We start from the raw sequence: 25171 nt of genomic DNA, 5'->3' as shown, positions 1-25171 counted from the left end.
TATGGCAAACGACGACATCACCTGTGTTCGACCAGAACACCGGGCGGCTTCTGCTGCCTGGCGGAAATACAGGGACTTTTGCAAAGGGGCCGAGGCCGTAAAGGCGGCGGGTAACAAGTATCTGCCGTATCTCGATCCAACCGATAAATCATTACGCAATAAAAAGCGTAATGAGGACTATCTGAGCCGCGCTGTGTTCTACGCCATTGCCGGCAATACGAAGATCGGCATGCTTGGGATAGCGTATCGAAAGGACCCCACATTTAACGGTCCTGAAAAGCTGAAATACCTGTTGGACAATGCTGACGGGGCCGGTACCAGCATCTATCAGCAGTCGCAACTGGTGACCGAGAACGTGCTGGAGGTGGCACGAGAGGGGCTTTATGTTGACTACGCAGAAGCATCCGATGAGGCGATCATCCTCCGCTATCCGGCAGAGAACATTATCAACTGGCGAACAAAGCGAATTAACGGACGCGATCAGTTGGTGCTTGTGGTCCTGCGCGAATGCGTAGAAGAGCCGGATGGTTACGCTTACAAGGATGAAATCCAGTACCGCGAGCTGGCGCTGCACGAAGGGAAGTTTATCTGTCGTGTGTGGCGCCGGGCAGGTGGCACAGCTAGCGGAACATACACCGTTGACAGTGAATACCGTCCTAAGCCCAAAGGGCAGGACTACTGGGACGAAATCCCGTTCACCTTTGTCGGTGCTCAGAACAACGATCCCACTATCGATGATTCACCGCTGGCCGCGCTGGTGGAGATAAACCATGGTCATTACCGAAACAGCGCTGACTATGAAGACAGCGTGTGGTTCTGTGGCCAGGTGCAGCCGTATATGACTGGACTTGATACCGGCTGGCGCGATCACCTCGAGAAGACGGGCGTGAAAATTGGTTCCCGATCACCGCTTTTACTTCCCAAGGAGGGCTCGTTTGGCTATGCCCAGGCGCAGCCGAACATGCTGGCTAAAGAGGCCATGGACAGCAAACGCGATTACATGGTGCAGCTGGGCGCCCGATTGATTGAGCAGAACGCCACGGCGAAGACTGCTACCCAGGCGAGCGGTGAGCAAACATCCTCAACATCCGTGCTCGGTATCTGCGTTTCAAACGTTTCTGAGGCCTACACGCTGGCGCTTGCCTGGTGTGCGAAATATCTCGGCATCAAGGGCGAATCGACGAGCTACACGATCAACCAGGAATTCATTGCGAAGGTTGCCGAGTCGGGCATGGTGACGGCAATCGTCAATGCCTGGCAGTCCGGTGCGCTGCGCGACAGCGATATGATTCGCGCACTGCAGAAGCTTGACCTTATCGACCCGGCAGACAGCCCGGACGAAGTGATTGATGCACTTCGCAACCAAGCCCCCACATTGACCGGTGGCTGATATGGCAACAGTAAACGAAAGCTTGCGCGATGAATCAATCGCACATTCCATCTGGTTAAGCCGCTACGCCACCGGCGTGGCAAACCGGATGGTGAAGTTGCTTAACGAGACGGATGCTGACCTGTCGGCACGTCTACTGGATGCGCTGGACAGATTGCCTCCTGAGAGCTTCACCGTTAGCCGTCTGCAGAGTTTACTGGGCAGCGTACGCGAACTTAATCATCAGGCCGTAGCTACCATGCAGGCAGGGCTCGAGGGTGAGCTGGTGGCGCTGGCAAAGAACGAAGCCAGTTATCAGCTGAGCCTGTTCGATTCCCTTCTGCCATCACAGGTTCTGTCTCACTATCCGCTGCAGGGCATCACCGCCGATATGGTGTATGCCGCAGCGATGGCGCAACCCTTTCAGGGGCGGCTGCTGAGTGAGTGGGCGGATAATCTGGAATCGGACAGGCTGGCGCGGATCGTGAACGCCGTCCGCAGGGGGTATCTTGCCGGCGACACGGTAGAAACAATCGCGCGCAGTGTTCGCGGCCACGCCAGTAAAGATTATCGCGACGGCGCGCTGCAGATGAGCAGGGCAAACGCCGCCAGCATCGCTAAAACAGCCGTGAATCATCTGGCTGCCACAGCACGCAACAGCTTCACCAGTGCCAACAGCGATATCGTGAAAGGCAAACAGTGGCTGTCTACGCTGGACAATAAAACAAGTCATGACTGCATTATTCGTGACCTGCTGCGCTACACCCTGGATAACAAACCGGTCGGGCATAAGGTGCCTTACCTGCAGGGACCAGGGAAAATTCATTTCTGCTGCCGTTCTACTGAAACCCTAATCCTTAAATCCTGGCGCGAACTTGGCATCGATATCGATGAGATGGACGAGGGAAGTCGTGCCAGCATGGATGGACAGGTACCGGGGAAAACTTCGTATCTGGAATGGCTCGCGCGTCAGCCAGCTCAACGGCAGGATCAGGTTCTGGGTGCCGAGCGTGGCCGTTTGTTCCGCGCGGGTGAAATCGACCTGGAGGATATGTTCACTGACAAAGGCGAATGGATCAGCCTGGAACGTCTGAAACAGCTCTCAGGTACTGACTACTAACAACCATTACTTTCTTCACGCCCTGGCATCCGCCGGGGCTTTTTTATGGGCGAGGCCCGGCAAAATCCCAAGGGGAAATTATGTTAATTCGAAACATGCTCTTGAAATTTTACGCACCAGAAAGCGGCGGAGAGGGCAGCGGTGGCGGTGGTATCGAAATCACGCCAGAAATACAGAAGCTGATTGATGAGCGTGTGACCAGCGAAGTCACTGGCCTGAAATCAAAAAACTCTGAGCTGCTGGGCACCATCAAGCAGCAAAAAGAAACCCTGTCTCGCTTTGATGGTATCGATCCTGACGCAGTGCGCGGGATCCTCCAGCGTTTTTCCGACGACGAAGAGGCAAAGCTTATCGCCGCCGGAAAAATTGATGAGGTGCTCGATAAGCGCACCGAGCGTCTGCGTGCTGACGTTGATAAGCAGATTAAAGCCGCAAATGAACGCGCCGACAAAGCCGAAGCGTTCTCCAACAAATTCCGGGACCGGGTTCTGGGCGATGCAATCCGTGCAGCAGCCTCAAAAGCTGGCGCGCTGCCGGAAGCATCCGACGATCTGATTCTGCGTGCCAAAGGCACATTCCAGCTCAACGACGAAGGCGAGGCCGTAGCAGTTGATGCAAATGGCGATGTTCTGTTCGGTAAAGACGGCAAAACTCCACTAAGCCCACTTGAGTGGGCGGAGTCTCTAAAGGAGACGGCTCCGCATCTGTTCCCACGCGCAGAAGGCACCGGCGCGGGTGGACACAAACCAAACGGCGGTGGCAGCCTGAAACGTTCCGAAATGAGCGCCAGCGACAAAGCGGACTACATCCGCAAGCATGGCCAGCAGGCCTTCCTCAAACTTCCGAAATAAGGGATTAACCCATGCCTACCACTGTTAATAGTGACCTGATTATTTATGATGACCTGGCGCAGACCGCTTTCCTCGAGCGCCGCCAGGACAACCTGGCTATTTTCAACGCGTCCTCCAACGGCGCGATCCTGCTGGATAACGAGCTGATTGAAGGCGACTTCCGCAAGCGTGCCTTCTACAAGGTTGGCGGCTCTATCGAATCGCGTGACGTTAACTCCACCGAAAAAGTGACGGGTAAGAAGATTGGCGCCGGCGAAGCAGTTTCCGTCAAAGCGCCGTGGAAATACGGTCCATACGAAACGACTGAAGAAGCGTTCAAACGCCGCGGCCGCTCGGTTGACGAGTTCTCCGAAGTGATCGGCACTGATGTGGCTGACGCGACGCTGGAAGGCTACGTGAAATACGGTCTGAAGGCGCTGACGGCTGCTATTGGCGCCAACGCCGACATGGTCGTAACAGCCGACATTGAAACTGACGGTAAGAAGACCCTGACGCGCGGTCTGCGTAAGTACGGCGACAAGTTTAACCGTGTTGTGCTCTTCGTTATGCACTCCGCTACCTACTTCGACATCGTGGATGAGGCGATCGCCAACAAAATCTATGAAGAAGCGGGCGTGGTGGTTTACGGCGGGCAGCCGGGCACCCTGGGTAAACCTGTGCTGGTTACTGACACCATGGACGCTGATGCGATCCTTGGGCTGGTGGCCGGAGCGGTTACCGTCACCGAATCTCAGGCGCCGGGCTTCCGTTCCTACGATATCAACGATCAGGAAAACCTTGCGGTTGGCTATCGTGCTGAAGGCGTGGTGAACGTTGACCTGTTGGGCTACAGCTGGGATACCGCCAAAGGTGATAACCCTGACCTGACCGCCATCGGCACTGCGGGCAACTGGAAGAAACACTTCACCAGCAACAAATCTACGGCAGGCGTGCTGATTAAACTGGAATCCGCAGTGGGGGAGTAACGCTGTCAGCGGATAAAACCTCCGCAACTGCTGACAGCACAGACGCGGTAACTGTTTCTCTGAAGTACACGCTGAATGGCTCCGGTGTATCCGGTAAAACCGTAGCGTGGACGTCCACAGGTGGCACGCTTAGCACGGCCAGTTCTCAAACAGGCTCTGCTGGTGGTGCAACGGTGAAACTCACATCAGACGTTGCTGGCACCTTCAAGGTAACCGGCACGGTTGAAGGAGTGGCGAAAACCACGGATGAGATCACCTTCACTGCGCCTGCCGGAGAATAACGAATGGGGCGAAAGCCCCATAAACAGGATGATTCGATGATCAATACCGATATCACCTCTCCTGATGCCAACAGCTACGCCAGTGAAGAGGATCTTGCCTCATTTGCGGAAATACGCGGCATTGAACTGCCTGACAAGCTCACACCTTTGCTGATTAAGGCAATGGATTACCTGGAGGGGCTGGAGTGGGTTGGCTCAAAAACTGACCCGAGACAGGCTCTGGCCTGGCCACGCGTGAATGTCGTTCTGGATGAACATGATTTCCCGCCGGATGAAGTTCCACGGCAGGTTGTAACCGCGCAGTGCATGCTGGCGGTAGAGGCAATCGAGGGCGATTTACTCTCCAGCGTGCGCGAAGCCGCTGTGAAAACTGAACGTGTGGAAGGTGCTGTAACCATGACCTATGCGGTCGCAGATGGTGAAGTCTTCACGCCGTCCTATCCTGCCGTGATGGCGCTGCTGGGCGACCTCGCTGGTGGTCGTGGTTACGCCATTAATGCATTTGCAGAGAGGGCCTGATATGGCGATTGATTACCAACGTATGCAGGCCAGAGCGACCCGCATGCTCAGGCAGAACGGCGCGACGTACAACGTCACCCGTAAAGGCTCAGTAACGGTTATCGGCGGCGTTGAGCATAAAACTGAAGCGGTCCGTTTTACTGCTGTGGGCGTGAAGACCGAATACGCGCCAGGCGAAATTGATGGAACGGTCATCGTTAACGGCGACGTGCAGATCGTTTTTACGGCAGAGCAGGAAATTAAAATCGGTGATGTGGTTGATATTGACGGCACAGCCTACCGTGTTGTCAAACCGAACCCGGCAAAACCTGCCGTGCTGGTGCTCTGCTACAAAGCGCAACTGAGAGCTTAGCATGGGCGAGAACGCGGCTTTCCTGGCTGAAATCACGGCTTTCGTTAACAAGGCGAAAACGAATCAGGAAGCAGTGGTGCGCGCCGTCGGAATCAAAATTCTTAACCAGCTGGTGGTGATGTCTCCAGTGGGCAACCCGGAGTTGTGGGAAGTTAATCAGACAGCCGTTTCCTATAATCGCGCTGTTTACGACCACAACGAGGCGCAGCGCGCCAATCCCGATAACCTGACCAAAACCGGGCGACTGAAGAAAAAAGCCCGGGTGGTGGATGGGATAGATATCAAAGCACCGCCGGGGTATACGGGCGGACGCTTTCGCGGTAACTGGCAGGTGTCCTTTGATGCGCCAACGACTGACGAGACAGGTCGGGTTGATAAGACGGGTGATCTGACAAAAGCGGCCGGGAACTACACGCTGTCGCTCTTCAAAGTCGGGATGAAGGCCATTTATTTCTGCAACAACGTACCCTATGCCTACCCGCTTGAAATGGGGCATTCCACACAGGCGCCGGGCGGCATGGTCCGCATAACTGCAGCTGAGTTTCAACGCTTCTTTGAGGAAGCTGTCAGGGAGGTGACTAAGTGATTCCTGATATTGCATCTGCACTGGCCGCCAGACTGGGTACCTGGGCTGATGCTGAGGGCATTTCGGTTGCATGGGAGAACGTGCCGTTTACACCTCCTGCTAACGAGATGTACCTGGCCGTTCACGATATGCCCGTTACGCCGCGAACAATCGATCTCGGCTTGCGCTGCCGGACTTATTCTGGCGTGTACCAGATTAATGTCGTGGCGCCAGCCGGCTCCGGCCGTACCTCCGTCGTGGGCCTGGCGGGCAGAGTTGCGGAATTGTTCCCCGAGGGGCTGGAAATTGCAGGCAAAGACTTTACCTGCTGGATTAGCAGCGCGCCTGGCATATTCCGCGGCGTCCATACACCAGTGTCCTACTCCGTTCCTGTCAGCCTGAATTATCGGACAGACATTACCAGCTGATTCCCTCTGTGATTTCCCACAACTGACCGGCCTTGAGCCGGTTTTCCCGTTTCTAAAGGAGTAACCATTATGGGCTTTGCACTGCCTAACGGCGCTCATGTCTATCTTGCATCGGGCTATGGCCCAGCCATTGCTTTCACCGGGGCGACGAACGCCGAAAACATGGTGATCACCGTGAGTGAAGCTGACGCACTCAAGGTGGGTGATATTGTCCATGTGAGCTGCAACTGGTCCGGTGTTGATAACGTCATTGCAAAAATTGATGCGATTGCAGAAAGCGCTGTCACTCTTCGCAACATCAACACCACCAACAAAAACAAATACGCGGCGGGCGGCGGTTCCGGCTCTATTCGCAAAATTGAAGAATGGACCGAGCTGCCACAAATCACTGAGGTATCGAAATCTGGTGGTGATCAGAACACCACGCAGATTCAGTTCCTCAGCGATGATCGCCAGCGCAACCTGAACACCTATAAATCCGCAGTCTCGCAGGCCTACTCGATCGCTCACGACTCAACTCTCCCGGTATATCCGTTGCTGCGCCAACTGGACGAAGACGAAGAGACTGTGGCGGCGTACATGTACGTGCCGAAGGCGAAGGAGAACCGGTACTGGGCGGCCACGGTATCCTTTGATGACACGCCGACCACAGCGGTTAACGAGGTAGAGACAGTGAGCGTGGTGCTGAACCTGCAGTCACCTGCGATGACGTTCTATAAGTTGACCGACGCTGCCGCCTGACCCGTCAGAACTTTCACTATCTTTGCCTCCCTTTGCGGAGGCATTTTTTTCGTAAGAGGTATCAATGGCGACCAAATTCACTCTTCAGCCCAAACCTACTTTTAAGGCCAATGTCTCGATTCCCCGTGCCGGGGATGAGGATGGCGTGCTGACGTTCACGTTTAATCACAAGCCGCTTAAAGAACTGGCTGACCTGGAAAGACTCGAAGGCAAAACCGCCACTGATTTTCTAATGGAAATCATTTCTGGTTGGGCACTTCCCGATGCGTTCAACGCGGAGAATCTGTCGGTACTGCTGGAAAACTATCCAGCGGCAATGAAGGCCATTCCGGAAACCTACTACCGCGAGCTGATGGGGCAGCGCGAAAAAAAACTGATAGCGGTTGCCTCTGCATTCTATACGCCTGAACCCACAGCGGCAGACCTGGCGCCTTACGGGCTTACGCCGGATGACTACGACGATCAATACATCGACGTCTGGCCAGATGTTTGGCCGTCATTCCTGGTGTTTCAGGCTGTTAGTACGCAGTGGCGCACGGGCATGGGAGGCGCATCAGGGCTTGATTATAACGTGCTGCCCTGGGTAATGCGTCTGCACCACGTCGAGGACGAGGCAACCGCGCTTTCGGACATCCGAATCATGGAGAGCGCCGCACTAAAAGTTATGCATAAAGAGAGGGCGGAATGAGTAACGATATCGCCACGATTTCCCTGCGCGTAAATACCAGTGAGCTGGAGCGTGGTAACCAGGCACTGGATCGCTTTCAGGAGACCGCGTCCGCCGCGGCAGGTAAAGCGGATGACCTGAACAGCACGTTCCGCACCGGTATCGATAACCAGAAGAAAAACAGCGAAAGCCTGAAGCAGCAGCGTCAGGAACTGCAGAACCTGCTGAATAAAATCAGCCCGGTAAACAAGGCGCTGGATGAACTGGACACTATCCAGGAGAGCCTGGCGAAATTTCGCGGTAAAGGGCTGGTGGGAGACGAGGATTTTACTCGTTACAACAGCGTGCTTGAGACTACTCGTGCAAAACTGGCACAGGTAATGGAGTCTGAAACCGCAGAGGGGCGGGCTCGCATTGAGCAGGCTCAGGCAGCGCAGCGTGCAGCTGCAGCGGGTAAAACCTTTATCGATTCGCTGGAGGAGCAGGTTACAGCAATCGGAAAAACACGCGCAGAACTGTTAGAGCTAAAAGCTGCCCAGCTCGGCGTATCCGATCGTGCTGCACCAATGATCGCAAAGCTGAAAGAGCAGGAGGAAGCGTGGAAGTCTGGGGCTATCAGCGCGGGGCAATACCGCAACGCGATCCGTTATCTCCCGATGCAAATGACCGACATTGTGACTTCACTGGCTTCCGGTATGCCGGTTTATATGGTTGCTATTCAGCAGGGCGGTCAGCTCCGTGACTCGTTTGGCGGTGTAGGCAATGCGCTGAAAGCGATGTTGTCGATGGTGACCCCTGCACGAGTGGCAATTGGCGGCCTGGCCGGTGCTGTACTGATTGCGGCCAAAGCGGGTTCGGACTACTTCACCGCCTACGACGAAATCAACAAGGCCATTATCAGAACTGGCAACATTGCTGGCACGTCAGCGCTTCAGATCATGGCTTCCTCCCAGTCTATTGCTGCCTCTACTGGCGCTAATGTAGGAACCGTTCGGAGTCTGATGACTGAGCTGGTTGGCATGGGATCGCTGACACAGCAGCAACTTGAAAAAGCAGCGGGCTCCACGGCGCTGGCGGTTCAAACCGGTATAGTTTCGGCGCAGGACATCGCCAAAGCCTATAAGGACATCGAAAAAGACCCTGTTAAAGCGCTGCAGAGTCTCAACGAACAATATAATTTCCTGACCGTTTCACAACTTAAGCATGTTGACGATCTGATCAAGCAAAAGGACCAGACCGCGGCCGTTACGCAGGCTATGGACCTGTTTGGCGATACGATGGCAAAACGTGGGGAGCAGGCTTACGACTCGCTGACGCCGTTTGGTCGCCTGTGGCTGGATATCAAGGGCTGGGCGTCTGAGGCCATGCAGAGTATCGGTCAATGGGTAGCTGAACTGGCATCAAACACACTGAAGGAATTCAACGCAATTTATTACAGCGTTGCGATCGTTTTCCAGAAGCTGAACCAGATTATTTCTTCCTCTATCGCTGCCGCGATTAATCTCGTTCCCGACTGGGCGAAAACAGATACTTTGCAGGGATGGCAGGACTACAACGAACAAATGGCCGGCGCATATGGTGACAGCGTTTCTCAGCTGAAAAAAGACTGGGATGCGGCTGATATCAGTGCAGGTAAATACCTCGATACGACCAGAAAGATAAGTACCGCAACCACCCAGAAGGATCGGGAAGGAGTCGCTGCTTTTGGCAAAAAGACCAAAACCGGAAAGCAGGGCACTTTATCGGCTGGAGATCGCAGCACGGATGCTGCCCAGGCCGAATTGCTGGCGCTTCAGGCACAGTTACGCGCGCTGCAGCAGCATAAAGGGCTGAACGACACTATCAGCCAGCAGCGCAAAGATCTGTGGACGACTGAAGCGAAATTTCAGGTGCTGGAGGAGGCCTCGCGTTCACGTTCACTGACAAAGCAGGAACAATCCCTGCTGGCGAGTAAAGACCAGGTGCTTCAGTTGGCACGGCAGAAAGCCCTGTTAGGTGATCAGATTACCGCACAGGAACAGCTGAACAAGCGAATGGATACCTCGCAGAAATACGTCACGCAGATGGCAGAGAAGCAGGCTGCATTAGTGAACGGTGCAGGGATGAGTGACCGTCAGGCACAACGTGAGCTGGCAAAGAGTCAGCTTGCCGCTGGCTGGAAGAATGCTGGCGGTTCGCTTGACGACGAGGGTTATCAGAAGCAGCTCAAAGCGGCGAATGATTACTATGAGGCAGAGGACAGGTTACGTGGAGACTGGCTGACTGGCGCGAAAAAGGGCTGGGCTGATTTCGAAGATAGCGCGACCGATGTGTACTCCCAGGTGCAGACGGTTACCAGCAATGCATTCGCTGGTATGGCCAGCACCCTGACTGATTTCTTCACAACAGGTAAATCTAACTTCTCAGATTTCCTGTCTACCTTCCTCAAGGGCATCGCCCAGATGCTGACCCAACTGGCTCTGGTTAATGGAATGAAGTCAGCCTTTGGTGGAACGGCAATAGGTAATTTCTTTGGAATACAGGCATGGTCTGGCGGCTTTATTCCTGAGTACGCTAATGGCGGCGCTGTTGGCTATACCGGGGATGGAGGAAAATATCAGCCAAAAGGTGTGGTTCATGGCGGAGAATTCGTATTCACCAAGAAGGCTACCAGTGCGCTGGGTGTCGGTAATCTCTACACGCTTATGCGGAGCGCTCAAGGGTATGCCAACGGCGGTTATGTTGGCACTGCTCCGATGTTTGGGATGCAGGGAGGTAGTTCCGCTATAAATGTAAATGTTGGTGGTATTGTGATTCAGGGACGTGAGCAATCAACGACAAGAACGGCTCCAGCAAATAATGTGGATATCATCAAACAGCTCAAGCCGGCAATAGTTAATGTAATATCTGAGCAGGCACAGCGGCCGGGGACGCCTTTATGGAATGCAATAAAAGGAACGCGATGAGCTTAATCAATCCTTCGAAACACCGTTCCAGGGCTCTAACGATTAGCACTACTAACAGCCCACACAGGTGGGCTATTTGTCGGTGATCAGTTGTAATAACTTACAGTGCTCGTCAATTGCAGCCCATATCAAATCCTGCTCATCACCGTCCCACTCTTCAACCACCGCAAGTTCAGAGCGGAACTGTTTGAGCCTGATGTTAATGGCGGCTATCTCATTGCGGCCACATTTCTTAGCCATTTTAATCAATGATGCTTCAGGTGTCTTTTCATATGGAGACAGCCCGGCCCGAGCTTTAATATATAGTGTCGTCAGCTTGTTCATAGGAACTTCAATCGCGAATGTAGGGTTGCTCTAACCTAAATTTATGGTGGGGTGTTTTTAACTGCCTGAGACAGATTTCTTTTCATAACCCGCATTTAGCCAGATATGTGAAGGTGTGACCGCTTCGGCTTTTTTGAGTTCCATTATATAATCACAAAAACGCGCGGTTCGTCGACAACATTTTAATAGATTAATATTAAACGAATCCCACTATTGTTCTTTGTGATAACTAACCCTTCAATCGGAGGTATATAGCATTTTTTCTATGCGATAATAGTGTTAATGCAATGAATGGATGAAGGGCGATGGGATTTTCATATTGGTTTACCGTATGTGCTTGTTTTTTTAATTGGTCCTATAACATTGGCTCAATCTTTCGGCTACCTGCGGAAGGGAATCTATACCAAAACATTCAAAGGAACGAGTCGAAAGGAGTACATTCACAAGGATGCCAGGCCCTTTGAATACTGGTTCAGCATTATCTTTGAGTTTGGAGCGAGCTTCTTTTTAATTGTCGTAGGATTCTGGCTCTTAAGGGATATCCCCGCTGTCAACGAATGGCACATTGAAATCCGCGCGATGTTACCTTATTGATTTTATGGCCAGACAGCACTTCAACGTTATTCCCATTAAGACCACATCATTTTTGATAAGCAATTGACCCGCTTCGGCGGGTTTTTTTATGCCCGGAGGAAACATGGCAATCGAAACATTCACCTGGCGAACACAGATACAGACGGGAATGGAAGGGTCGTTCAGCCTTAAAACCCGCTCTGCAACCTTTGGCGACGGCTATGAGCAGATCGCCGGGGAAGGCATTAATCCTGAAAAGCAGTCTTGGCCTGTAACACTCACGGGGAAAAAAGCGGACATGCTTCAGGCCTTGAAGTTCTTTCGTTCTCACGTCACCAAATCATTCATCTGGACATCTCCAGTTGGCGAAACAGGGCTGTATCGTATCGAGGCCGAATCAATCAAGTCACAGCCCTTATCCAGCAAAGTCATAACCATTTCCGCAACATTCAAACAGGCGTACGCACCATGATCACAGCAGACTATCAAAGCCTTGAGCCCGGAAACAAAGTCCGGCTTATCGAAGTTGATGGCTCTAAGTTCGGCGTGGATGATGTACTGCGATTTCACGCGTACAACCTCCCGCACACGGAAGAAGAAATCGCCGCCGCTGGTGGTGATGAGTCAAAGCTGAAGGCGAAAAGCATCTGGTGGCAGGGGGAAGAATATGCCGCCTGGCCGTATCAAATTGAAGGGCTAGAAGCCTCCACAGACGGCAACAGTGCCCAGCCAACGCTCACGGTTGCAGATATCGATAGCAAGATTACAGCGCTGTGCCTTGCCTATGACGATATGCTACAGGCGAAAGTCACTATCCATGACACCTATTCGCACTATCTCGATGCGAAAAACTTCCCTGCAGGTAACGCAACAGCTGATCCGCAACAGGTCAGAAAACGAGTTTTTTACATTGATAGCAAAAGCAGCGAAATTCCGGGCGAAAGTATCGAATTCGTACTCGATAGCCCGATGTCGTTACAGGGAAAGATGATCCCTACACGTCAACTTCATTCTCTGTGTACCTGGTGTATCCGGAATAAATATCGTACCGGCGACGGCTGCGACTATGCCGGAACCCGCTATTTCGATAAAAACAACAACCCGGTGAGTGACCCCTCTCTGGACGAATGCAACGGCACGCTCACGGCCTGTAAGCTCCGGCATGGAGACGGCAACGAACTGCCGTTCGGTGGGTTCCCTGGCACGTCTTTGATCAGGAGTTGATATGCGTCAGAAAACCATCGATGCGATTATGGCTCATGCTGCAGCTGAGTATCCTCGCGAGTGTTGCGGCGTGGTGGCGCAGAAAAGCCGTGTTGAACGTTATTTCCCGTGCCGGAATCTTGCCGCTGCGCCGGAGGACAATTTTGTACTTTGCACCGAAGACTATGCAGCTGCAGAAGACTGGGGGAAGGTGATCGCCATCGCTCACAGTCACCCGGATGCCACGACGCAACCGAGCGAGCTGGATAAAGCGCAATGCGATGCAACCCTTTTACCCTGGCATATCGTGAGCTGGCCGGAGGGGGATTTACGAACCATCCAGCCGCGTGGAGAACTGCCGCTTCTGGAGCGCCCGTTTGTGCTTGGTCACTTCGACTGCTGGGGTCTGGTGATGAGCTATTACCGGCAAACGCACGGGATAGAGCTTCACGATTACCGGGTCGATTATCCCTGGTGGGAAAACGACTACCCGGACAACTTCTATCAGGATTGCTGGTATGAGTGCGGATTCCGTGAATTCGACGGGCCGCCAAAACCTGGCGATTTGGTGATCATGCAGGTTCAGGCTGATAAGTGGAATCATGCGGGGATTCTGCTGGAAGGCAACATGCTACTGCATCACCTTTATGGGCATCTGAGCCAGCGCGTACCTTATGGCGGTTACTGGCGTGAGCGCACAATGAAAATACTGCGCTTTAAAGACTGTTTCTGAGAACCGCCTGTGACAGTTTTTATGGGGGAAAAATGGCTGCATTACTCAATGTTGAGCCGGTCCGCACAATTCGATTGTACGGCGTGCTAGGCGCCACCTTCGGGCGTGAATATCGTTTATCAGTAGCCTCACCAAAAGAGGCCATCCGCGCATTGTGCGTTATCGTGCCAGGCTTTGAGCGTTTTTTGAATACCAGCAAGCAGCGCGGCCTAACCTACGCTGTTTTCAGCGGTAAGCGTAACCTCTTAAACGATGAGCTCAGTATGGACAGGAGCACAGAGGAAATCCGCATCGCGCCGGTGATCATCGGCAGTAAGCGAGCCGGGGTGTTTCAGACAATCCTCGGGGCTGCCCTTGTCGCTGTTGCTGCGTTCGTTACGGGAGGGGCCGCGATCGGGATTGGTGGTACCGCTTTCGCTGGTGGATGGGGCGCTGTGGCGGGGATTGGGGCATCAATGGCGATCGGCGGCGTAGTCCAGATGCTTTCTCCACAGACAACCGGGCTCGCCAGTAAGCAATCTGCGGATAACCAAGCCAGCTACGCCTTTGGTGGAGTAACAAACACGACAGCCCAGGGCAACCCGGTGCCACTCTTGTACGGCCGGCGCCGTATAGGTGGCGCGATCATCTCCGCCGGTATCTATGTTGAAGATCAGCAGTAAGCATGCTGTAATGGGCATACTTAATATGGGGTGACTTGAGCTTAGATTCTAAATGAAAAAAAACATCTATTCTTTTCCTTTGTACTTCCTTATTTTCAGGCATGGCTTTGGCTGAGAACCATTACATACCTCTCCTCTATAATTTATCTACTATATTTGATTTCAATCCAGTTAAAGGAGCTGTCAAATCCTTAGATACTGATATTGAAGAAAATGGGAAAGTCACTTATAAAATTGCCATCAGACTGGATAAGAATGGGTGTGTTGAAAGCTTAGATCTTGATAACGTTTCTTCTAGTCATAAAACCAATTTAAAAAATAGCAACGGAAGTCTTGTTGGTCAGAGAGATGGTAAGCCTTTCTCTATACAGATCGATGAAAAATGTAATATTTTGAGTAAAAATGAAAATGGTGACGAGTTGCGATATGATCTTTACTCGAATGGTTTAATTAAAGACACCTATTTTTTGGGTAAGAAAATATCTGAGCATTTTTATGATGATGATTCTAATTTGATACGTTCTGAGTTTTATGGTTCTGGAAAGATCCTATCTAAAAACGAAATATCTTATGTTGATAAAGACAGGAAGCCTCTTGATTATAAAATTATAAACACATCAGTTTACTCGGAAGGTTATACAGCAACGAATACTTGTCATTATAGCGAAAAGCTTGTTCCTGAAATATGTAAAGTAACAATGCAGAGCGCAGGGAATCCTGTGCCGAAGCCAGTATTAATGGCAGCGAATACGAAAGTTGAATTCTACTAGATTAAACACATTACAATAAGCCACCTCTGGGTGGCTTTTTTTATGGGCGCAATATGGCTTTAGCAACCGCTATTAAAGGCCGCAAGGGCGGCAGCTCAAGTTCCCGAACCCCTACCGAACAGCCTGATGATCTGCAATCTGTAGCAAAGGCAAAAATCCTCGTTGCACTAGGAGAGGGGGAATTTGCAGGGCAGCTGACGGCGAAAGATATCTACCTTGACGGAACGGCTCTGGAGAATGCTGACGGCTCTCAAAACTTCAGCGGCGTTACGTGGGAATTTCGCGCGGGAACTCAGGCGCAAAAATATATTCAGGGCATACCCGGTACCGAAAACGAAATCAATGTGGGAACTGAGGTATCGAGCGCTACAGCATGGACGCGCACGTTTACCAATACGCAGCTTTCAGCTGTTCGCCTGCGCCTGAAATGGCCTTCGCTTTTCAAGCAGGAGGACGACGGCGATCTGGTCGGTTACTCGGTTAATTATGCGATTGACCTGCAGACGGACGGCGGCACATGGCAGACAGTACTCAATACCAGCGTGACAGGCAAAACGACGTCAGGTTACGAGCGCAGCCACCGTATTGATTTACCTCAGGCTGGCAGCACCTGGACAATCCGACTCCGTAAGATTACGTCTGATGCCAACAGCGCGAAAATCGGCGACACGATGATGCTGCAGAGCTTCACCGAGGTAATTGACGCCAAATTACGCTATCCAAACACAGCGCTGCTTTATATCGAATTCGATTCCAGCCAGTTTAACGGCTCTATCCCGCAGATCGCCTGCGAGCCCCGCGGCCGCGTTATCCGCGTACCGGATACTTACGACCCCGAAACCCGCACTTATAGCGGTACGTGGGCTGGGACATTTAAATGGGCCTGGACCGATAACCCTGCATGGATTTTCTACGACCTGGTGGTTAGCGACCGTTTCGGACTTGGGGATCGTCTTACAACGGCCAACATAGATAAATGGACGCTCTACCAGGTTGCGCAGTATTGCGATCAAATGGTACCGGATGGCAAAGGCGGAAGTGGTACCGAACCACGTTATACCTGCAACGTCTACATTCAGGAACGCAACGACGCTTATACGGTCCTGCGTGATTTTGCTGCCATATTCCGTGGGATGACCTACTGGGGCGACGACCAGATTGTGGCGCTGGCGGACATGCCGAGAGATGTAGATTTTACATACACGCATGCGAACGTTATTGATGGGCGCTTTACCTATTCCAGCAGCACCACAAAGAACCGTTACACCAATGCGCTGGTGTCCTGGTCTGATCCTGATAACGCTTATTCTGATGCGATGGAGCCTGTTTTTGAGCAGGCGCTGGTTGCGCGTTATGGGTTTAATCAACTTGAGATAACTGCGATCGGCTGTACCCGTCAGTCAGAAGCGAATCGCAAAGGGCGATGGGGGATCCTCACCAACAACAAAGATCGCGTTGTTACTTTCAATGTAGGGGAAGATGGCAACATTCCGCAGCCTGGTTATGTAATCGCTGTAGCGGACAGAAATCTCTCCGGGCGCGACCTGGGCGGCCGTATCTCTGCGGTGAATGGTCGCGTGCTGACGCTGGACAGGGCGCCGGATGCTTCGGCAGCCGACAGGATGATTGTCAATCTTCCATCGGGTGTTTCACAGTCACGCACCATTCAGTCGATAACGGGCAATAAAGTGACCGTTACGACCGCTTACAGTGAAACGCCTGTGGCTGAGGCCGTATGGGTCATTGAGTCTGATGAGCTCTACGCACAGCAGTATCGCGTTATTACGGTAACTGATAATAACGACGGCACGTTCAGAATCGTCGGTGCAAATCACGATCCGGATAAATTCGATCGCATTGATACCGGAGCAATCATTGACCAGCGGCCGGTGAGCGTGATCCCGCCGGGCAACCAGTCGCCGCCTGCGAACATCTTGATCAGCTCGTTTTCTGTGGTGCAGCAAAATATCAGCGTCGAAACGATGCGCGTGAGCTGGGACCAGGCGCTGAACGCTATCGCCTATGAAGCGCAATGGCGCCGAAACGACGGGAACTGGGTTAACGTGCCGCGCAGCTCCACCACGTCATTCGACGTCCCCGGGATTTATGCCGGGCGCTACCTGGTGCGCGTACGCGCAATCAATGCCGCAGAAATCTCGTCCGGATGGGGCTATTCAGAAGAGAAAACGCTGACCGGTAAAGTGGGCAATCCACCGAAGCCGGTTGGCTTCATCGCTTCTGAAAATGTGGTGTTCGGTATCGAGCTGAACTGGGGATTCCCGGCGAATACCGACGACACGCTGAAGACGGAAATTCATTACAGCCTGACCGGTACCGAAGACGATGCGATGCTGCTGGCCGATGTACCTTACCCACAGCGCAAATATCAGCAGATGGGCCTTAAGGCTGGGCAGATTTTCTGGTATCGGGCGCAACTGGTGGACCGCAGCGGCAACGAATCAGGTTACACAGAATGGGTGCGCGGTCAGGCCAGCATCGACGTGTCCGACATCACCGATGTGATCCTGGAGGAAATTAAAGACTCGGATACCTTCAAGGACCTGATCGAGAATGCCGTTGATACCAACGAAAAAATTGCTGGTATGGCTGACGACATCAAACAGGCCAACGATGAACTTGAGCTGCAGGCGCAGGAAATCGCCAAAAACGCGCAGGAAATCGGGCAGGTTCAGACCAGCGTTAATGAGCTTTCGAGCACAGTCGGTGATGTGTCGTCCTCTCTTTTAGAGCTTGAGCAGACCGTGGCGACGGCTGATACCGCGCTGGGCCAGCGAATCGACAGCATCAGCGTGTCTATGGACGGCATGACGGGCGGGGTGAAGAACTCTGCAATTGCGATAATCCAGGCCAACCTCGCTCGGGTGGCCACGCGTAAAACCCTTTCTGCATCGGTCGCCGGCAACAGCGCGAATCTGGACCGCATTGATGAAGTGATTGTCAACGACAGGGAGGCAACGGCGCGCTCGCTGCTGAGCCTGCAGACGGACGTTAACGGCAACAAGGCATCCATCAACAGCCTGAATCAGACGTTCTCCGACTATCAGCAGGCTACGGCCACGCAGATAAACGGCATTACGGCGACCGTGAACGGGCATACCTCCGCCATCACCACTAACGCTCAGGCGATAGCCAACGTTAATGGCGACCTCAGCGCGATGTACAACATCAAGGTTGGTGTCTCCAGCAACGGGCAGTATTACGCCGCGGGGATGGGTATCGGCGTGGAGAATACGCCATCCGGCATGCAGTCGCAGGTTATCTTCCTGGCTGACCGCTTCGCCGTCACCACGGCAGCCGGAAATAGCGTGGCTTTGCCGTTCGTGATCCAGAACGGGCAGACATTCATCCGGGCCAGCTTCATCCAGGACGGCACCATTGAGAACGCCAAAATCGGCAACTATATCCAGTCGAATAACTATGTGGCTGGTTCTGCAGGCTGGAAGCTTGATAAGGGAGGGACGTTCGAAATTAACGGCGTGGCCGGGGGCGGGAGGATGCTGATAACCAGCACTCTCATTCGTATCTATGACAGCAATAATGTGCTGCGTGTCAGAATGGGGTTATGGTAATGCCACAGGGGTTGCAATGCTGGGACAGTGCAGGGCGGATAGCGGTTGATTTAAGTGATTATGCCATCCGATATATCGGAAGCACCTCGGTAACATTCGCTGCGGGGGGAAACGTCGAAAAATGTTTCCTTCGCCGGGATAACCCAGGATGGTTCATTTATTTCAATTGTATCGACTGGTGTCACGGTCAATGAATATCACTGCCGCGCATATAATGGCGGCTTTACTGCTTACTATTTGCCGTCTACCGGTAGTCCTGCGATCACTCTCAATGTGGAGGTGTATAACTTTCAATGAGCGGATTCGAAGTTTACAACAGCGATGGAAAATTACTGGTGGACTCGCAAAACAGGTCCACCCTTTTTTATGATCAGCGTATGCTCGGCGCAGTGAACAACAAAGGTTTTTACCAGATAGACAGCCCATTTGGGAATGGCAGTACCCTGGGATTCACTCCGCAGTCATTCTGGAATGACGGGAGATTAAGGTGGCTGCAGCTTGGCGCAAACAGATACGGGATGCCTGGTGCAGACCTGCTTGAAGATAATGCGGGGAGCATGATCCGCACTGCGCGTAACATTGGAATACAAAGCGGGTATCTGGATGTCTTCGACAGTGCCGGATATCTCATCTGGAGCGCGGCTTCAGCCTCAAAAATGCCCCGCGTTGTCGGGTTCTTTGATGTGCCGACGAACTATGACCTGCAGAACAACACACTATCGGTGAGCCTCAGTTTTAACCCGTGGATTCTGGTAAACAACTGCCCTGGAAATCTCAGCGATGACGGGGAGGTGGTCGGTTATTCAGGGATAGTGCTGAAGTGGACGGGCTCACAGCTGCAGGGGAGGTATATTTCTAAAAATCAGCGCAGCTGGAGCCAGACGATGCAGGGGCGAGGATTAAGAATCCCTGTCGCTCAGTTTGTCGGTATTTGAAACAGGCGGGACACGTGGATATTGCGTGGCAATCATATCTTGCCTGACTCCCTTCGCAGCATTGAAGCGATAAATGACATCGAGTTTATCGGTTTTTTTATAGCAAATATTACTCAGACGTTTATTAACATGGCGGCTGAATATTCCATTGCTGCTGTCTGAAATAACCTTCATTTCCCTCGTGGCACAGTCGATACTTACATGAATATCGCCACCGAGAGAAAGACGCGCAGCCTCCACAGGATAATCCATTTTAAATGTATAATCTGTGTGTTTATCGGCACAGCCAGCCAGCAGCAAAAGAGCTGCAGCAAATAATCGTTTCATTTCTACATTCCTGTAAGAGCGGGAATATCCATTTTATTTAAGTTAAAAAAATAGTCAGATTGCTATAAACGATCAATTTTACATTATTGATCGTTTCAAACGATCGTTATTATCGTGAGGTAGTTCATGCTTTATAACACCGGCACCATCGCCATTAACGGAAATACCGCAACCGGCACCGGCACAAACTGGACTGCACCCGCCAGCCAGGTTCGCGCTGGCCAGACGATTATCGTGATGTCTAACCCGGTGCAGCTGTTCCAGATTTCATCCGTTAACAGCGCCACGTCAATGACAGTTACGCCAGCTGCTTCCCCGGCGCTGAGCGGTCAGAAGTATGGAATTCTTGTGTCGGACATTATCTCAGTCGACGGCCTGGCACAGGCCATGTCGCAGCTCATCAAAGAGTACGACGAGAACATTGGCGCGTGGGAGACGTTCGCCACCACCTCAGCAAACCAGAGCATCACAGTTACCATCAATGGCACCCCCGTGACTATCCCCGGCATCGGTAAGCTGGCACAGAAAGGGACCAACGGTGCTCTCCCGATTGACCAGGGCGGGACTGGTGCAACGAACGCTGCAGATGTTCGCACAAACCTCGGTTTAGGAACATCAGCAACAAAGGACGTCGGAATGAGCTCAGGGAACGTCTTACAGGTAGGGGCTTTTGGATTGCCAACTGGTGATGCCAGAGCCTTTAAAACAGACACGGCTGTTGCCCCTGATGGAACAAACTTCGACAGTCTGACAGAGCCAGGAACCTTTCGTTTGCTCATAGACATGGCTAAATCTACCTCTGGGCCGATATCAAGTTGGTATGGTTATGTCCAAAATTACGTCCGTATTGCTGGTGTTGCCATGACACAATTTTGCTTGCCATACGCCAGCAAAACCGATGCGGGTAGATTTTTTTTCAGGGGGTATAACACCGATGTATGGAGTCCCTGGAAGGAGATCACGACTTCAGCGATATCTGACAGAGCTATGAAAAACATCGGCGATGACCTCGATCTGGAAGAGGCGCTGCTGAACATCTGCCGGATGGAGTTCAAGCACTTCACTTTTAAGGATGATGAAACGCAGACCCCACGACGCGGGGTGATATCCCAGCAGATTGAAACGATTGATCCCGAATACGTTAAAGAAATAGGCGGCATACTGCATCTTGATCAGACGCCAATGTTGCTCGATGCGCTGGCTGCAATCAAGGCCCTGACAATCCGTGTCAGGGTATTGGAAGAACAGGGCGCCACTAAGGTTTCAGTTCAGTAAGCTGTATCTGTATTAGTACGAACTTGATCTGGTACTGTTGCTGCACAGGGCTTAACCTAAGCTGACAGTCCGCTCTGTGCCAAAAGCGGACGTTTTTGTGCTCAATAAGAAAGGACGTTAAATTTTGTCCTGATTGACGCGGGATGAAAGCTCTTGATGGCTCTCTTTTCGTTCACTGTAGCGATCGGCAAGGTAACCGGCTTGCCCCTTGAGCAACAGCGTAATTTTAAACAGTTCCTCAGCGACATCGACGATACGGTCATACCAGGACGAAGGTTTCATTCGCCCGTTCTCATCGAATTCCTGCCAGGCTTTGGCTACTGATGACTGATTAGGGATAGTGAACATCCTCATCCAGCGTCCAAGAATACGCATCTGGTTCACGGCATTAAAAGACTGCGAGCCGCCACATACCTGCATTACCGCAAGAGTTTTGCCCTGCGAAGGGCGAACCGCACCTTCACTTAAGGGTATCCAGTCGATCTGTGCCTTCATAACTGCGCTCATAGCCCCGTGCCGTTCCGGAGAACTCCACACCATCCCGTCACACCATCTGACCAGACCGCGTAGCTCGGTGACTTTAGGATGCGTGTCCGGAGCATCATCCGGCAGGGGTAAACCGGAGGGGTTAAAGAGTTTTACCTCCGCGCCCATCGCCGTCAGCAGGCGACCAGCTTCTTCCGCGGCAAAGCGGCTGTACGAACGCTCTCTTACTGAGCCATACAGGATTAGAATCCGTGGCGGCTCCTGCAGGTGCAGGCGTTCAGCGATGTGTAGATCAAAGCATTCGGTGTTCAGGGCAGGAAATTGTTCCATTTTTCTCCTCCAGAGAGAACAGATGATTTCAAAGTCAATACATATGGTTTACCATATGTATATTCTAAAGGGAATGGAGTGATAAATGCTACAACCTGTTCAGCTTTTCAAAATCCTGTCGGATGAAACACGGCTCGCCATCGTCATGCTTCTCCGGGAATCCGGTGAACTATGCGTCTGCGATATCTGCGCGACCACCTCCCAATCACAGCCCAAAATTTCGCGACATATGGCTATCCTTCGCGAGGCTGAACTGGTTCTTGACCGTCGGGAAGGCAAATGGATCCACTATCGTCTGTCACCCCATATACCGGCGTGGGCAGCAGAGACAATCACGACGACCTGGCAGTGTCTGCGCGAGGATGTACGTGAATGGCTGAACAAATCAGCCTGTACCTCCTGCTGAGACAGTAAACATATTTACATAATCATATATATGGGGTCTGAGATGCTTTTGGCAGGGAGTATATTTTTACTGACGCTGGTACTGGTGATCTGGCAACCCAGAGGCCTGAGTATTGGCTGGAGCGCGAGTATCGGGGCAGTGCTGGCGCTTGGAACCGGTGTCATCCATATCGCTGATATTCCCGTTGTCTGGAATATCGTCTGGAACGCGACAGCGGCATTTATTGCGGTCATCATCATCAGCCTGCTGCTCGATGAGTCCGGCTTCTTTGAATGGGCCGCACTGCACGTCTCCCGCTGGGGTAACGGACGTGGCCGCCTGCTTTTCACCTGGATAGTCTTGCTCGGTGCCGCTGTTGCTGCGTTGTTTGCCAATGACGGTGCCGCGCTGATCCTGACGCCGATTGTGATTGCGATGCTGCTCGCACTGGGGTTCAGCCAGGGCACGACACTGGCCTTTGTCATGGCTGCAGGGTTTATTGCAGATACGGCCAGCCTGCCGCTCATTGTTTCTAACCTGGTTAATATCGTCTCGGCGGACTTCTTCGGTCTGGGCTTTACGCAGTACGCCTCCGTTATGATCCCCGTGGATGCGGCAGCGATTGCGGCCACGCTGATCATGCTGCATCTCTTCTTCCGCAGGGATATTCCGGCAACGTATGACGTTTCGCTGCTGAAGACGCCTGTAAGTGCGATCAAGGATCCGGCAACCTTCAGGGCGGGCTGGATTGTCCTGTTATTGCTGCTTGTGGGTTTCTTTGTTCTGGAGCCGCAGGGGATCCCGGTCAGTGCGATAGCGGCGGCTGGCGCAGCAGTGCTGTTTGTGGTGGCGAAAAGAGGCCATTCCATCAACACCGGGAAAGTCCTGCGCGGTGCGCCATGGCAGATAGTTATTTTCTCGCTGGGCATGTACCTCGTGGTCTATGGCCTGCGCAATGCAGGGCTCACGGAGTACCTGTCTGGCATTCTGAATCTGCTGGCAGACAAGGGGTTATGGGCAGCGACGTTCGGCACTGGCTTCCTGACGGCATTTCTCTCATCGGTGATGAACAATATGCCGACGGTACTGATTGGCGCGCTGTCGATTGACGGGACTACGGCGACCGGCGTCGTCAAAGAGGCAATGATTTATGCCAATGTGATTGGCTGCGATTTAGGCCCGAAAATCACCCCGATTGGCAGTCTGGCAACACTGCTGTGGCTGCATGTGCTTGCCCAGAAAAATATTACTATCACCTGGGGATATTACTTCCGTACCGGCGTTGTCATGACTGTACCGGTGCTGTTTGTCACACTAGCCGCGCTGGCGTGGCGACTCTCTGTCACTTTGTAATGAGAAACTGATATGAGCAACATAACCATCTATCACAACCCGGCCTGTGGCACCTCACGCAACACACTGGAGATGATCCGCAACAGCGGCAACGAACCGACAATAATTTATTATCTCGATACTCCCCCGACCCGTGATGAGCTGATTAAACTTATTTCAGATATGGAAATTACGGTGCGTGCATTACTGCGTAAGAATGTTGAGCCTTATGAACATCTGGGTCTTGGTGAAGAGAAATTTAGTGATGAGCAGTTGATTGATTTCATGCTTCAACATCCGATCCTGATTAATCGGCCGATTGTAGTTACGCCGCTTGGCACTCGTCTTTGCCGTCCTTCAGAAATAGTGCTCAATATTCTACCGGAAGGCCAGAAAGGAGCGTTTACCAAAGAGGATGGCGAGAAGGTCATTGACGAAACGGGGAAGAGGGTTAATTAATCTACCCACTTCAAAATATCGGACGCCTGTGTAAGCTATGCGGGCGTCTGCTTTTCGCTCAAAACAGACTGTCAGATTTGATAGTGTGCTGCCAGATAAATCTGTCAGGTCAAGTCTGAGCTAATACACTATATCGCGGATCGGGCTTTGAGTTCGGCAAACTCACTCTCTATACTTTTTACCCGGTTGGCCAGCTCCTTCATGGCCTCAACATACAAGGCGCTCATCGCACTGTAGTCCACGGTTTTTAGATCGTTAATCTCTTCTCCGGTCGGTGTAGTGCCGGTCCCGCCAGAACTTACAGCAACGGGCAACACTTTTTCCAAATCCTGAGCTATGATGCCTGCGCTGTGCACCGATTCCGATTCAGTCAGTTGGATGCCGAATGTATAACCCGTCAGGGAACAAATCTTCTCCAGAGCGTTACTGACGGGCTCTTTGTCGAACTTCACTCGCTCATCCGAAGTCTGGTTCACAGAAATACAGGTAAACCTGCCATCAGCTCCGAAAGAGAAGCTATAGCCATTTGCTCCACCATTATCATTATTATCAGGCCTGAGCCGGATGGTACCTTCCCTGGGCGCATAGATTACCCCTCGTGATTCAATACCTCCCGCACCGTAAAACCACACGTGAGCGTTCTGTGTATCGCTGGAGGCCCATACGTTTGATGACGTTACGGCTCTTAGTGAGCCGCCTGCGCTAATGCTCCCTGAAGCAGTTATGCTGTTCTGGCAGGTGATAGGATTTCGAAACTCAAAACTGTCACCGATAAAAGTGTATTTTCCAGCATAGAAAGTGAAATCACCTTTCCCCATCCCTCCATTCGAATTACCACCACACAGGATGCGCGCGTCATAGTCATTAGTGCCAAGAAAATGGAAATCAACGAAGCTTGCAGAAGAGGCATTTTTCGCTCCAATTTCGAGGCTTCCGAAGTTGGCTGTGACGCTGTCTCCTAAACCGACGTTTTATAGATTGCTC

Annotated in this window: 27 protein-coding genes and 1 pseudogene; 24 read left to right on the top strand and 4 right to left on the bottom strand. The window is 52.2% G+C overall.

The annotated features are described in order from the left end of the window. Nucleotide 1: 1 nt before the first annotated feature. From NL510_RS12720 to NL510_RS12660, 13 genes and pseudogenes are all read left to right on the top strand, one after another. The gene (locus tag NL510_RS12720; protein ID WP_253377205.1) at nucleotides 2-1390 is read left to right on the top strand and encodes a DUF4055 domain-containing protein; all 1389 of its coding nucleotides are present in this window, start codon (nucleotides 2-4) and stop codon (nucleotides 1388-1390) included. Between the two features lies 1 nt (nucleotide 1391). Further along, on the top strand, nucleotides 1392-2489 hold the full coding sequence (locus NL510_RS12715) for a phage minor head protein (protein WP_196372422.1): 1098 nt from the start codon (nucleotides 1392-1394) through the stop codon (nucleotides 2487-2489). An 80-nt stretch (nucleotides 2490-2569) separates the two neighbouring features. After that, on the top strand, nucleotides 2570-3340 hold the full coding sequence (locus tag NL510_RS12710; protein ID WP_022651278.1) for a hypothetical protein: 771 nt from the start codon (nucleotides 2570-2572) through the stop codon (nucleotides 3338-3340). Between the two features lie 11 nt (nucleotides 3341-3351). Next, the gene (locus NL510_RS12705; RefSeq protein ID WP_029882052.1) at nucleotides 3352-4305 is read left to right on the top strand and encodes a major capsid protein; all 954 of its coding nucleotides are present in this window, start codon (nucleotides 3352-3354) and stop codon (nucleotides 4303-4305) included. Beyond that, a complete protein-coding gene (locus NL510_RS12700; RefSeq protein ID WP_196373398.1) occupies nucleotides 4287-4586 on the top strand; it encodes an Ig-like domain-containing protein in 300 nt (99 codons plus the stop codon). The genes NL510_RS12705 and NL510_RS12700 overlap by 19 nt, the downstream gene beginning before the upstream one ends. Before the next feature lie 36 nt (nucleotides 4587-4622). Then, nucleotides 4623-5105 (top strand): DnaT-like ssDNA-binding protein, encoded by a 483-nt coding sequence (locus tag NL510_RS12695; protein ID WP_196372421.1) that lies wholly within the window; start codon nucleotides 4623-4625, stop codon nucleotides 5103-5105. Nucleotide 5106: 1 nt separating this feature from the next. Next, nucleotides 5107-5457 (top strand): hypothetical protein, encoded by a 351-nt coding sequence (locus NL510_RS12690; protein WP_196372420.1) that lies wholly within the window; start codon nucleotides 5107-5109, stop codon nucleotides 5455-5457. Between the two features lies 1 nt (nucleotide 5458). Next, nucleotides 5459-6043 carry a hypothetical protein gene (locus NL510_RS12685; protein WP_165746654.1) on the top strand — a complete coding sequence of 195 codons (585 nt, stop codon included), beginning with the start codon at nucleotides 5459-5461 and terminating at the stop codon, nucleotides 6041-6043. Further along, on the top strand, nucleotides 6040-6450 hold the full coding sequence (locus NL510_RS12680) for a DUF4128 domain-containing protein (protein ID WP_196372419.1): 411 nt from the start codon (nucleotides 6040-6042) through the stop codon (nucleotides 6448-6450). The genes NL510_RS12685 and NL510_RS12680 overlap by 4 nt, the downstream gene beginning before the upstream one ends. 69 nt (nucleotides 6451-6519) lie before the next feature. Further along, a complete protein-coding gene (locus NL510_RS12675; protein ID WP_196372418.1) occupies nucleotides 6520-7191 on the top strand; it encodes a phage tail protein in 672 nt (223 codons plus the stop codon). A 64-nt stretch (nucleotides 7192-7255) separates the two neighbouring features. Further along, nucleotides 7256-7561 (top strand): annotated as a pseudogene (locus tag NL510_RS12670) (phage tail assembly chaperone); the annotation flags it as partial. Further along, the gene (locus NL510_RS12665) at nucleotides 7544-7879 is read left to right on the top strand and encodes a DUF1799 domain-containing protein (protein ID WP_253384886.1); all 336 of its coding nucleotides are present in this window, start codon (nucleotides 7544-7546) and stop codon (nucleotides 7877-7879) included. The pseudogene NL510_RS12670 and the gene NL510_RS12665, both read left to right, overlap by 18 nt. Then, nucleotides 7876-10803 (top strand): phage tail tape measure protein, encoded by a 2928-nt coding sequence (locus tag NL510_RS12660; protein ID WP_196372417.1) that lies wholly within the window; start codon nucleotides 7876-7878, stop codon nucleotides 10801-10803. Before NL510_RS12665 ends, NL510_RS12660 begins: the two co-directional genes overlap by 4 nt. A 72-nt stretch (nucleotides 10804-10875) precedes the next feature. Here the strand turns inward: NL510_RS12660 and NL510_RS12655 are convergent, their stop codons facing one another. Continuing rightward, a complete protein-coding gene (locus tag NL510_RS12655; RefSeq protein WP_194516221.1) occupies nucleotides 10876-11127 on the bottom strand; it encodes a hypothetical protein in 252 nt (83 codons plus the stop codon). Nucleotides 11128-11824: 697 nt separating this feature from the next. On the opposite strand from NL510_RS12655, the gene NL510_RS12650 reads away from it, so the two are divergent. The 7 genes from NL510_RS12650 (at nucleotide 11825) to NL510_RS12620 (ending at nucleotide 19593) form a co-directional block, all read left to right on the top strand. Continuing rightward, complete coding sequence (locus NL510_RS12650; RefSeq protein ID WP_196372416.1) at nucleotides 11825-12172, top strand: phage tail protein; 348 nt, start codon at nucleotides 11825-11827, stop codon at nucleotides 12170-12172. Next, on the top strand, nucleotides 12169-12924 hold the full coding sequence (locus NL510_RS12645) for a phage minor tail protein L (protein WP_196372415.1): 756 nt from the start codon (nucleotides 12169-12171) through the stop codon (nucleotides 12922-12924). Before NL510_RS12650 ends, NL510_RS12645 begins: the two co-directional genes overlap by 4 nt. A 1-nt stretch (nucleotide 12925) precedes the next feature. Next, on the top strand, nucleotides 12926-13636 hold the full coding sequence (locus NL510_RS12640) for a C40 family peptidase (protein WP_196372414.1): 711 nt from the start codon (nucleotides 12926-12928) through the stop codon (nucleotides 13634-13636). Nucleotides 13637-13668: 32 nt separating this feature from the next. Further along, entirely contained in the window at nucleotides 13669-14298 is a 630-nt protein-coding gene (locus NL510_RS12635) for a tail assembly protein (RefSeq protein WP_196372413.1), read from the top strand. A 68-nt stretch (nucleotides 14299-14366) separates the two neighbouring features. Further along, nucleotides 14367-15068, top strand: a complete 702-nt coding sequence (locus NL510_RS12630) for a YnfC family lipoprotein (protein WP_436299134.1) — start codon at nucleotides 14367-14369, stop codon at nucleotides 15066-15068. 53 nt (nucleotides 15069-15121) lie between these two features. Further along, complete coding sequence (locus tag NL510_RS12625) at nucleotides 15122-18658, top strand: TipJ family phage tail tip protein (RefSeq protein WP_196372411.1); 3537 nt, start codon at nucleotides 15122-15124, stop codon at nucleotides 18656-18658. Between the two features lie 293 nt (nucleotides 18659-18951). After that, entirely contained in the window at nucleotides 18952-19593 is a 642-nt protein-coding gene (locus NL510_RS12620) for a DUF8377 family phage-derived protein (RefSeq protein WP_014832152.1), read from the top strand. Here NL510_RS12620 and NL510_RS12615 read toward each other — a convergent pair. Further along, complete coding sequence (locus NL510_RS12615; RefSeq protein WP_043951644.1) at nucleotides 19558-19920, bottom strand: hypothetical protein; 363 nt, start codon at nucleotides 19918-19920, stop codon at nucleotides 19558-19560. The two genes, NL510_RS12620 and NL510_RS12615, sit on opposite strands and share 36 nt — an antisense overlap. A gap of 126 nt (nucleotides 19921-20046) precedes the next feature. Between NL510_RS12615 and NL510_RS12610 the strand changes: the two genes are divergently transcribed. After that, nucleotides 20047-21195: a pyocin knob domain-containing S74 family peptidase gene (locus tag NL510_RS12610; protein ID WP_230863176.1), complete on the top strand. Its 1149-nt coding sequence runs from the start codon at nucleotides 20047-20049 to the stop codon at nucleotides 21193-21195. A 117-nt stretch (nucleotides 21196-21312) separates the two neighbouring features. On the opposite strand, the gene arsH is transcribed toward NL510_RS12610, so the two are convergent. Then, nucleotides 21313-22011, bottom strand: a complete 699-nt coding sequence (gene arsH / locus NL510_RS12605; RefSeq protein ID WP_001618780.1) for an arsenical resistance protein ArsH — start codon at nucleotides 22009-22011, stop codon at nucleotides 21313-21315. 85 nt (nucleotides 22012-22096) lie between these two features. On the opposite strand from arsH, the gene NL510_RS12600 reads away from it, so the two are divergent. The 3 genes from NL510_RS12600 to arsC are packed head-to-tail and all read left to right on the top strand — an operon-like array spanning nucleotide 22097 to nucleotide 24187. Continuing rightward, on the top strand, nucleotides 22097-22417 hold the full coding sequence (locus NL510_RS12600; protein WP_001618779.1) for a transcriptional regulator: 321 nt from the start codon (nucleotides 22097-22099) through the stop codon (nucleotides 22415-22417). Between the two features lie 42 nt (nucleotides 22418-22459). Further along, entirely contained in the window at nucleotides 22460-23749 is a 1290-nt protein-coding gene (locus NL510_RS12595) for an arsenic transporter (RefSeq protein WP_024193425.1), read from the top strand. 12 nt (nucleotides 23750-23761) lie between these two features. Further along, nucleotides 23762-24187 carry a glutaredoxin-dependent arsenate reductase gene (gene arsC / locus NL510_RS12590; protein ID WP_196372410.1) on the top strand — a complete coding sequence of 142 codons (426 nt, stop codon included), beginning with the start codon at nucleotides 23762-23764 and terminating at the stop codon, nucleotides 24185-24187. A 128-nt stretch (nucleotides 24188-24315) separates the two neighbouring features. Here arsC and NL510_RS12585 read toward each other — a convergent pair whose 3' ends face one another. After that, the gene (locus tag NL510_RS12585; RefSeq protein ID WP_148790983.1) at nucleotides 24316-25005 is read right to left on the bottom strand and encodes a tail fiber domain-containing protein; all 690 of its coding nucleotides are present in this window, start codon (nucleotides 25003-25005) and stop codon (nucleotides 24316-24318) included. Nucleotides 25006-25171: the final 166 nt, after the last annotated feature.

The organism is unidentified bacterial endosymbiont, from assembly GCF_918797525.1.
Lineage (GTDB): Bacteria > Pseudomonadota > Gammaproteobacteria > Enterobacterales > Enterobacteriaceae > Enterobacter.
The sequence above is the reverse complement of the archived record's forward strand: the minus strand, read 5'-3'. Positions and strand labels throughout refer to the sequence as shown.

Bases quoted from the DNA above. Each gene is read 5' to 3' on its own strand.
- NL510_RS12720 (WP_253377205.1), top strand. From the start codon at position 2: ATGGCAAACGACGACATCACCTGTGTTCGACCAGAACACCGGGCGGCT.
- NL510_RS12715 (WP_196372422.1), top strand. From the start codon at position 1,392: ATGGCAACAGTAAACGAAAGCTTGCGCGATGAATCAATCGCACATTCC.
- NL510_RS12710 (WP_022651278.1), top strand. From the start codon at position 2,570: ATGTTAATTCGAAACATGCTCTTGAAATTTTACGCACCAGAAAGCGGC.
- NL510_RS12705 (WP_029882052.1), top strand. From the start codon at position 3,352: ATGCCTACCACTGTTAATAGTGACCTGATTATTTATGATGACCTGGCG.
- NL510_RS12695 (WP_196372421.1), top strand. From the start codon at position 4,623: ATGATCAATACCGATATCACCTCTCCTGATGCCAACAGCTACGCCAGT.
- NL510_RS12690 (WP_196372420.1), top strand. From the start codon at position 5,107: ATGGCGATTGATTACCAACGTATGCAGGCCAGAGCGACCCGCATGCTC.
- NL510_RS12685 (WP_165746654.1), top strand. From the start codon at position 5,459: ATGGGCGAGAACGCGGCTTTCCTGGCTGAAATCACGGCTTTCGTTAAC.
- NL510_RS12675 (WP_196372418.1), top strand. From the start codon at position 6,520: ATGGGCTTTGCACTGCCTAACGGCGCTCATGTCTATCTTGCATCGGGC.
- NL510_RS12665 (WP_253384886.1), top strand. From the start codon at position 7,544: ATGGGGCAGCGCGAAAAAAAACTGATAGCGGTTGCCTCTGCATTCTAT.
- NL510_RS12660 (WP_196372417.1), top strand. From the start codon at position 7,876: ATGAGTAACGATATCGCCACGATTTCCCTGCGCGTAAATACCAGTGAG.
- NL510_RS12655 (WP_194516221.1), bottom strand. From the start codon at position 11,127: ATGAACAAGCTGACGACACTATATATTAAAGCTCGGGCCGGGCTGTCT.
- NL510_RS12650 (WP_196372416.1), top strand. From the start codon at position 11,825: ATGGCAATCGAAACATTCACCTGGCGAACACAGATACAGACGGGAATG.
- NL510_RS12645 (WP_196372415.1), top strand. From the start codon at position 12,169: ATGATCACAGCAGACTATCAAAGCCTTGAGCCCGGAAACAAAGTCCGG.
- NL510_RS12640 (WP_196372414.1), top strand. From the start codon at position 12,926: ATGCGTCAGAAAACCATCGATGCGATTATGGCTCATGCTGCAGCTGAG.
- NL510_RS12635 (WP_196372413.1), top strand. From the start codon at position 13,669: ATGGCTGCATTACTCAATGTTGAGCCGGTCCGCACAATTCGATTGTAC.
- NL510_RS12625 (WP_196372411.1), top strand. From the start codon at position 15,122: ATGGCTTTAGCAACCGCTATTAAAGGCCGCAAGGGCGGCAGCTCAAGT.
- NL510_RS12620 (WP_014832152.1), top strand. From the start codon at position 18,952: ATGAGCGGATTCGAAGTTTACAACAGCGATGGAAAATTACTGGTGGAC.
- NL510_RS12615 (WP_043951644.1), bottom strand. From the start codon at position 19,920: ATGAAACGATTATTTGCTGCAGCTCTTTTGCTGCTGGCTGGCTGTGCC.
- NL510_RS12610 (WP_230863176.1), top strand. From the start codon at position 20,047: ATGCTTTATAACACCGGCACCATCGCCATTAACGGAAATACCGCAACC.
- arsH (WP_001618780.1), bottom strand. From the start codon at position 22,011: ATGGAACAATTTCCTGCCCTGAACACCGAATGCTTTGATCTACACATC.
- NL510_RS12600 (WP_001618779.1), top strand. From the start codon at position 22,097: ATGCTACAACCTGTTCAGCTTTTCAAAATCCTGTCGGATGAAACACGG.
- NL510_RS12595 (WP_024193425.1), top strand. From the start codon at position 22,460: ATGCTTTTGGCAGGGAGTATATTTTTACTGACGCTGGTACTGGTGATC.
- arsC (WP_196372410.1), top strand. From the start codon at position 23,762: ATGAGCAACATAACCATCTATCACAACCCGGCCTGTGGCACCTCACGC.
- NL510_RS12585 (WP_148790983.1), bottom strand. From the start codon at position 25,005: ATGGGGAAAGGTGATTTCACTTTCTATGCTGGAAAATACACTTTTATC.